We start from the raw sequence: 6,831 nt of genomic DNA on the forward strand, positions 1-6,831 counted from the left end.
GTGCATCCTCAAGGCGAAAGTAGATAACCGCTGCGGTAGACCTGTGTGCCGGCGACATGGCAGATCACCATGCCGGCCGTGGTCATGCGGCGTAGCGAGCGGGCGTAAAGCAGCCCGGCGTGCTGGCAGTGCACAGGCGTTACGCGGTCTGTAATGGGGTCGATGATGTCGGCGACCCATTGCCCGGCCTCCAGGTATTCGCCTGGCAGAGCGTTGAATACCAGCAAGCCACCCACCGGGGTAGTCACCGGCTCCACCGCCGCCAGCGGCGTAGCCGGGTAGGCCAGGGCAGGCAAGGGGGCTGCATCGCCGTGAATGGCGCCGAAGTGGATCAAATAATCAATGATGGCCTGGCAGTCCAGCGCGGCGAGGCCGTGATTGACATCGCCCTGGCCGCGCAATTCGACGGTCACTGACAAGCTGCCCATGGGGATCGGGTAGCGTTCGCCGAAGCGTTGCTGCAATTGCCACCACACCAGGGTGAAACATTCGTCAAAAGACTGCCCGCCGGAATCGGTAGCCAACAGGTTGGCCTCCGAGCCCAGGTAGCGCGCCAACGGCTCTACCTGTGGCCAGGCTTCGGGCGTGGTGTACAGGTGCGCCACGGCTTCGAAGTCGCAATGCAGGTCCAGCACCACGTCGGCATCACAGGCCAGGCGTTGCAACACCAGGCGTTGGGAGTGCAACTGGGTCTGAGCGGTGTGCGCGGCCAAGGCGTGGGACAGTGCGCTGCGGATCAATTGGGCATTGCGCTGGGGATCATCGCCCAGCAGGTCTTCGACCTGGTTGCCGACGTCTTCGCTGAGATCGACGAACAGGCGATTGAAGTTCTGCCCGCTTTCCAGTTCGTAGCGGCCCAAGGGGATGTCCATCAACACCTGTTCCAGGCCCACCGGGTTGGCGACCGGCACCAGCACGATTTCGCTGCGCAAGCGCCCGGCCGTTTCAAGTTCTGCCAGGCGTGCCTTCAGGTGCCAGGCCACCAGCATGCCCGGCAATTCATCGGCATGCAGGGAGGACTGGATGTACACCTTGCCTTCGGGCTGCTGCGGGCCGAAGTGAAAACTGTGGATCTGCCGCGCCGTGCCGGGCACCGGCGCGATCAGGTCATGTAGCTGATGGCGCATGCAAACTCCTTAGTGGCTCGGCCCGAGAAAGGCCAGCCAACGACGTTCCGCCAGGCGAAACAGACCGACCAGGGCGAAGGTCACCGTCAGATAGATCAGTGCGGCAATGCCGAATGACTGGAAGGTCATGAAGGTGGCGGAGTTGGCGTCCCGCGCAACCTTGAGGATGTCCGGGATCGTTGCGGTAAAGGCCACCGTGGTTGAGTGCAGCATCAGGATCACTTCGTTGCTGTAGTAGGGCAACGAGCGTCGCAACGCCGAAGGCATGATCACATAGGCGTACAGCTTCCAGCCGCTGAGGCCGTAAGCCTTGGCCGCCTCGACTTCGCCGTGGGCCATGCTGCGGATCGCCCCGGCGAAGATCTCCGTGGTGTAGGCGCAGGTGTTGAGGGCGAAGGCGAGCAGGGTGCAGTTCATCGCATCGCGAAAGAACGCATCCAGCACCGGTTGTGCCCGCACGGCGGCAAGGCTGTAGATGCCGGTGTAGCAGATCAGCAATTGGATATAGAGCGGCGTACCGCGAAACAGGTAGGTGTAGAACTGCACGGGCCAACGCACCAGGCGCTTGCGCGAAACGCGGGCGATGGACAGTGGGATCGACACCAGAAAGCCGATCACCAGCGAGGCACTGAGCAACCACAAGGTCATGGCCAGGCCGGTGATGTGCTGGCCGTCGCTATAAAGAAAGGGGCGCCAGTATTCCTGCAATAGCTCGATCATCGCACTGCCTCCCGGGCGCCTGCGGAGTAGCGACGTTCAAGTCGGCGCAAGACAAAGTTTGAGGCGCTGGTGATCAACAGGTAGATCAGCGCCGCCAGCACCAGGAAATAAAACAGTTGATAGGTGCTCTTGCCAGCGTCCTGGGCGGCTTTTACCAGGTCTGCCAGGCCGATGATCGACACCAGTGCGGTGGCCTTGAGCATCACCATCCAGTTATTGCCGATGCCCGGCAGCGCAAAGCGCATCATCTGCGGGAAGGTCACGTAGCGAAACCGCTGCCCGCGCTTGAGCCCGTAAGCGGTGGCGGCTTCGAGTTGGCCGCGGGGCACGGCGAGAATCGCGCCGCGAAAGGTTTCGGTGAAATACGCCCCGTAGATAAAGCCCAGGGTGATCACCCCGGCGCTGAACGGGTCGATCTCGATGTATTCCCATTCCATAAAGTCGGTAAAGCCGCTGAGCCAGGTTTGCAGGCTGTAGAAAATCAGCAGCATCAGCACCAGGTCCGGTACCCCGCGAATCAGGGTGGTGTAGAGCTGGGCGGGGATACGCACAATGGCCAGGCTGGACAGTTTGGCGCTGGCGCCGAGCAGGCCCAGCAAGACGCTGACGGCCAGGGACAGCACCGACAACTTGATGGTCATCCAGGTACCTTGCAGCAACAGCGGGCCGAAACCCTTTAGGCTGAATGCGCTCAGCCCGAGGGTTTGCAACAGATCTTCGAACATAAATCAGGACCTATGGCGATAAAAAAGCGCCCCGCCCGAAGCAGGGCGCCCCAGGCATTATTTGCCGCTGTACAGGTTCAGATCGCCAAAGTGTTTCTTCTGGATAGTGGCGTAGGTGCCATCATCGTGTAACGCTTTGATACCTTTATCCAAAAGCGCCTTGAGTTCGGTGTTACCTTTTTTGATACCGACCGCGGTTTTCGACGGCAGCAGCGGGTCGTCAATCGCGGCGCTCACTTCATAGCCGGCACCGGCTGGCGACTTGAGAAAGCCCAGTTCGGCTTGCAGCATGTCCTGCACGGAAGCGTCAAGGCGCCCGGAGGTCAGGTCGGCGTACACCTGGTCCTGGTTGGCGTAAGCCTTGGTGGTCACCCCGGCTTTATCCAGCACAGCCTTGGCGTAGGCTTCCTGGATGGTGCCTTGCTCGTAGCCGACGGATTTGCCCTTGAGAGAGTCTGGCGTCGAATAGCCAGCGCCTTTCTTGAACACCAGTGAAGTCGGGCCGGAGAACAGCTCGGAGGAGAAGTCGATGGCCTTCTCGCGCACTGGGGTCACGGTCATCGACGAAATCACGCCATCGAATTTATTGGCTTTCAGGCCCGGGATCATGCCGTCGAAGTCACTTTCGACCCACTTGCACTTGACCTTCAGCTCCGCGCAGATCGCATTGCCCAGGTCGATATCGAAGCCCACCAGGCTGCCGTCGGCGGCCTTGGATTCGAACGGTGCGTAGGAAGGGTCGACACCAAAACGCAATTCCTTGTATTCCTTGGCTGTAGCAACACCAGCAGCCATGCACAGAGCCAGTGCAGAAAGGGTCAGCAATGCTTTTTTCATTAGGTAATCCCTGGAAACCAAGATAAGCGCTTGTGGCGCGATTAGGACTGTTACTGAACGGTGTCAGACCCATCACAAGTAGCAATTTCTGCACCATAGTTCCGGATGGGCTTTTTAAAAGGTGGGATAAGGCCGTTTCAAGTGTAGGCGGTGCCCGAAAGTGGGCATGGAATTTCCAGCGCACCATTGTGGAACTGTCGCTGATCAAAAGGTGGGAGCTGGCTTGCCTGCGATAGCGTGGGTCAGTTGTTACATGGGGTAGCTGACTCACCGTCATCGCAGGCAAGCCAGCTCCTACAAGGGGCTGGATCAGGTCAGCAGGTCTTGTAGCGTGGCCAGGTTGTCCGCTTCCTCCACGGCCTTATCCTGGCGCCAGCGCAGCATCCGCGGAAACCGCACCGCAATCCCGCTCTTGTGCCGCTTGGACAGGGCAATTCCTTCGAAACCCAGCTCAAACACCATGCTCGGCGTCACGCTGCTGACCGGGCCGAACTTCTCCACCGTGGTTTTGCGCACAATGGCGTCGACCTTGCGCATTTCCTCGTCGGTCAGCCCGGAATACGCCTTGGCGAACGGCACCAGGGTGCGCTCGCTGCCCGGCGGGCCGTCCCATACGGCGAAGGTGTAGTCACTGTAGAGGCTGGCGCGCCGACCATGGCCGCGCTGGGCGTAGATCAACACGGCGTCGACGCTGAAGGGGTCGACCTTCCACTTCCACCACAGGCCCATGTCTTTGGTGCGGCCCACGCCGTAGAGGCCCTTGCGATCCTTGAGCATCATGCCTTCCACCCCCAGGCTGCGAGAGGCTTCGCGCTGCGCGGCCAAGGCTGCCCAGGTCTTGCCTTCCAGCAAGGGCGAGGGCAATAACACCGGTTGGTTGCACCCCGCGATCACCTGTTCCAATTGGGTACGACGTTCGGCCTGGGTGTGGTTGCGCCAGTCGTCGCCCTGATATTCCAGCAGGTCGTAGGCGAGCACCGCCACTGGCGCATCCTCTAGCACTTTTTTACTCAAGGTTTTGCGGCCAATGCGCTGTTGCAGCAGCGCGAAGGGTTGCACCGAGTCTTTCCACACCACGATTTCGCCATCAATCACCGTACCGTCGGGCAGGCCACTGACCAGGCTGTGGAGTTCAGGGAAACGTTCAGTCAGCAACTCTTCACCGCGAGACCAGACCCACAGGCGCCCCTCGCGCTTGACCAGTTGTGCGCGAATGCCATCAAACTTCCATTCCACCTGCCAGTCGGCGGGCGAACCGAGCAGGGTGTCGAATTGCTCCACCGGTTGCGCCAGCCCGTGAGCCAGAAAAAACGGATAGGGCTGCCCGCCACGTTGCGCGTGTTCGTCGGATGATTCGGCGGCGATCAGCTTGAGGTAGCCTTCGGCTGTCGGACGGTTCGACAGGTCGGTGTAGCCCACCAGCCGCTGCGCCACGCGCTTGCTGTCGAGGTCGGCCATGGCAGCGAGGGCGCGGGTCACCAGCAGTTTGGACACCCCGACGCGGAAGCTGCCGGTGATCAATTTGATGCACACCATCAGGCTCGGTTGGTCCAGTTGCGCCCACAGCGCTGGCAGCCGGTCTGCCAGGTCCATGGGCGGCAGACCGCGCAGGGGCAGGAGTTTTTCTTCCAGCCATACGGCCAAGCCGTCTTCGGAAGTGTAGGGGGATTCTGGCAGGAGCAGGGAGATGGTCTCGGCCAGATCTCCCACCGACTGGTAGCTCTCTTCGAACAGCCAGGGTTCGATACCGGCCGCTTCGGTGGCCATGTCCCGTAGCAGACGTGTCGGCACCAATTGCCGGGGCCGCCCGCCGCTAAGAAAGTACACAGCCCAGGCCGCATCGGCCGGCGGCGCCTGCAGGAAGTAGGCTTGCAGGGCGGCGAGCTTGGCATTGCTGGAAGTGGTGGCGTCGAGGTTGGCGTACAGCTCGGCGAAGGCTTTCATGCCGTGACCTCTTCTTCGTCATCGCCGTATTCGGTGCTGAAGCCTTGGGCATCCAAGCCCTTTTCCCGCAGGTGACGTACCAACACACCCACCGAACCATGGGTGACCATCACCCGGTGTGCGCCGGTTTGTTCGATGGCCCACAACAAGCCAGGCCAGTCGGCGTGGTCCGAAAGCACGAAACCACGGTCCACACCGCGCCGCCGCCGTGTACCGCGCAGGCGCATCCAGCCGCTGGCGAAGGCGTCGCTGTAGTCGCCAAAGCGGCGCATCCAGGTACTGCCACCGGCAGAGGGCGGGGCGATGATCAGGGCTTGGCGCAGCAGTGGGTCGGTCTTTTTGAAGTCGCCGGCATACAGCGTCTCGGGGATGTAGATGCCCGCTTCGCGGTACACCCGGTTCAACGGCTCGACGGCGCCGTGGCTGAGGATCGGGCCGATGCTGGCGTCCAGCCCATGGAGGATGCGTTGGGCCTTGCCGAAGGAGTAGCAGAACAACACGCTGGCTTTGCCGCTGGCGATATTGGCCTGCCACCAGTCATTGATCCCGGCAAAAATCTGCGCCTGGGGCTGCCAGCGGTAAATCGGCAGGCCGAAGGTGGATTCGGTGATAAAGGTGTGGCAGGGCACCGGTTCGAAGGGCGCGCAGGTGCCATCGGGTTCGACCTTGTAGTCGCCGGACGCCACCCAGACTTCGCCCTGGTATTCCAGGCGTACCTGGGCCGAACCCAGTACATGCCCGGCCGGATGAAAACTTAAGGTCACGCCGTGATGCACCAACCGTTCGCCGTAGGCCAGGGTTTGCAGGTTGATGTCCTGGCCCAGGCGCCAGCGCAGGATACCTTCGCCGGGGGCGGCGGCCAGGTAGTGTTGATTGCCGGTGCGGGCGTGGTCGCCGTGGGCGTGGGTGATGACTGCGCGTTCCACTGGGCGCCAGGGGTCGATGTAAAAATCACCGGCAGGGCAGTAGAGGCCTTCGGGGCGGGCGATGACGAGGTCCATGGGGTTGCCGGGGCGGTGGGCTTGTCAGTTATGAGGCGGGGCTGGGGGTAGAAGTTCTATTTGAATGCGGGCAGTGCAGATGTGGGTTTGCCTTCGATGTCGGCCTGAAAGCCAACACCTATCTACCTGACACCCCGCGATCCAACTGTGGGAGCTTGCTTGCCTGCGATGGCGGCCTGACAGCCGACGCCTATCTACCTGACACCCCACGATCTAAATGTGGGAGCTGGCTTGCCTGCGATGACGTCCTGACAGCCGACACCTATCTACCTGACACCCCGCGATCCAACTGTGGGAGCGGGCTTGCTCGCGAAGGCGGCCTGACAGGCGACACTGTTATACCGAGTACATATCCATTTCTGCGGTAACGGCCACTTAGGGTTCCGCCCTGACGGCGGCTCACTTTGCAAAAGCGGCAAAGTAAGCAAAACGCTCTTGCCCCACCACTCGGCCCCTCGCTTAGGCTCGGTGTGCCCG

Annotated in this window: 6 protein-coding genes; all 6 read right to left on the reverse strand. The window is 61.4% G+C overall.

Translation table 11 applies throughout. From position 1 onward, the window contains the following. Window positions 1–8: 8 nt before the first annotated feature. Window positions 9–1,127, reverse strand: coding sequence for a succinylglutamate desuccinylase/aspartoacylase family protein (locus E1K68_RS07335; protein ID WP_137205002.1), 1,119 nt, complete (start codon window positions 1,125–1,127; stop codon window positions 9–11). Between the two features lie 9 nt (window positions 1,128–1,136). Further along, window positions 1,137–1,847, reverse strand: a complete 711-nt coding sequence (locus tag E1K68_RS07340) for an ABC transporter permease (RefSeq protein ID WP_003189226.1) — start codon at window positions 1,845–1,847, stop codon at window positions 1,137–1,139. Next, window positions 1,844–2,572: an ABC transporter permease gene (locus tag E1K68_RS07345; RefSeq protein ID WP_003189227.1), complete on the reverse strand. Its 729-nt coding sequence runs from the start codon at window positions 2,570–2,572 to the stop codon at window positions 1,844–1,846. The genes E1K68_RS07340 and E1K68_RS07345 overlap by 4 nt, the downstream gene beginning before the upstream one ends. Window positions 2,573–2,629: 57 nt before the next feature. Then, window positions 2,630–3,409, reverse strand: coding sequence for a transporter substrate-binding domain-containing protein (locus tag E1K68_RS07350; RefSeq protein WP_137205003.1), 780 nt, complete (start codon window positions 3,407–3,409; stop codon window positions 2,630–2,632). Window positions 3,410–3,718: 309 nt separating this feature from the next. Then, a complete protein-coding gene (locus tag E1K68_RS07355; protein ID WP_212613914.1) occupies window positions 3,719–5,353 on the reverse strand; it encodes an ATP-dependent DNA ligase in 1,635 nt (544 codons plus the stop codon). Next, window positions 5,350–6,354 carry a ligase-associated DNA damage response exonuclease gene (locus tag E1K68_RS07360; RefSeq protein ID WP_003189232.1) on the reverse strand — a complete coding sequence of 335 codons (1,005 nt, stop codon included), beginning with the start codon at window positions 6,352–6,354 and terminating at the stop codon, window positions 5,350–5,352. The genes E1K68_RS07355 and E1K68_RS07360 overlap by 4 nt, the downstream gene beginning before the upstream one ends. Window positions 6,355–6,831 lie beyond the last annotated feature (477 nt).

The sequence above is a fragment of the Pseudomonas sp. B2021 genome (assembly GCF_018135665.1).
In the GTDB taxonomy this organism is placed as follows: Bacteria; Pseudomonadota; Gammaproteobacteria; order Pseudomonadales; family Pseudomonadaceae; genus Aquipseudomonas; species Aquipseudomonas lactis.

Coding starts and splice junctions, on each gene's coding strand:
- E1K68_RS07335 (WP_137205002.1), bottom strand. CDS start 1,127: ATGCGCCATCAGCTACATGACCTGATCGCGCCGGTGCCCGGCACGGCG.
- E1K68_RS07340 (WP_003189226.1), bottom strand. CDS start 1,847: ATGATCGAGCTATTGCAGGAATACTGGCGCCCCTTTCTTTATAGCGAC.
- E1K68_RS07345 (WP_003189227.1), bottom strand. CDS start 2,572: ATGTTCGAAGATCTGTTGCAAACCCTCGGGCTGAGCGCATTCAGCCTA.
- E1K68_RS07350 (WP_137205003.1), bottom strand. CDS start 3,409: ATGAAAAAAGCATTGCTGACCCTTTCTGCACTGGCTCTGTGCATGGCT.
- E1K68_RS07355 (WP_212613914.1), bottom strand. CDS start 5,353: ATGAAAGCCTTCGCCGAGCTGTACGCCAACCTCGACGCCACCACTTCC.
- E1K68_RS07360 (WP_003189232.1), bottom strand. CDS start 6,354: ATGGACCTCGTCATCGCCCGCCCCGAAGGCCTCTACTGCCCTGCCGGT.